Source organism: Allobosea rubneri (assembly GCF_032464875.1).
Taxonomy (GTDB): Bacteria; Pseudomonadota; Alphaproteobacteria; order Rhizobiales; family Beijerinckiaceae; genus Allobosea; species Allobosea rubneri.
The window spans coordinates 1-672 of record NZ_JAWDID010000142.1 but is presented as its reverse complement, the minus strand read 5'-3'; the positions used below and the strand labels follow the sequence as shown (position 1 = coordinate 672).

Annotated in this window: 1 protein-coding gene; it reads left to right on the top strand. The window is 70.4% G+C overall.

Annotated elements, in window-relative coordinates; translation table 11 throughout:
* On the top strand, window positions 1-672 hold a 672-nt coding region (locus RKE40_RS29655), incomplete at both ends, for an ATP-binding cassette domain-containing protein (protein ID WP_316021740.1).

Genomic DNA, 672 nt, shown 5'->3' with positions numbered 1-672 from the left:
ACGAGATCTGCACCGCCACGTGGGAGGTGCACGACCGCATCGTCGAGCCCTTCGAGGGCGGCTACGCGGCCTACATCCTGCAGCGCGTCGAGCGCGACCGGATGGCCTCGACCATGGAGGCCAAGCGCCAGAACCTGATGAAGAAGGAGCTCGCGTGGCTGCGCCGCGGAGCCCCCGCCCGCACCGCGAAGCCCAAGTTCCGCATCGATGCGGCGAACCAGCTGATCGAGGACGAGCCGCCCGTGCGCGACTCCGTCTCGCTGTCGCAGCTCGCGGTCTCGCGACTGGGCAAGGACGTCGTCGACCTGCTGGACGTGACCGTGCGCTACGGCGAGCGGACGGTGCTCAACCGCATCGAGTGGCGGATCGCGCCGGGCGAGCGCACCGGCATCCTCGGCGTGAACGGCGCGGGCAAGTCGACCCTCCTGGGCCTGGTCGCCGGCAGCGTCGAGCCCACGAGCGGGAAGGTGAAGCGCGGCACCACGGTGCGCGTCGCGATCCTCGACCAGCAGCTGCGCGAGCTCACGGAGGTGCAGCACCAGCCCGTCCGCGAGATCATCGCGCAGCAGCGCACCAGCTACTCCATCGGCGGCAAGGACATGACGCCGGGCCAGCTGCTCGAGCGCCTCGGCTTCTCGAGCGCGCAGCTCTCGACGCCGGTGAAGGATCTCT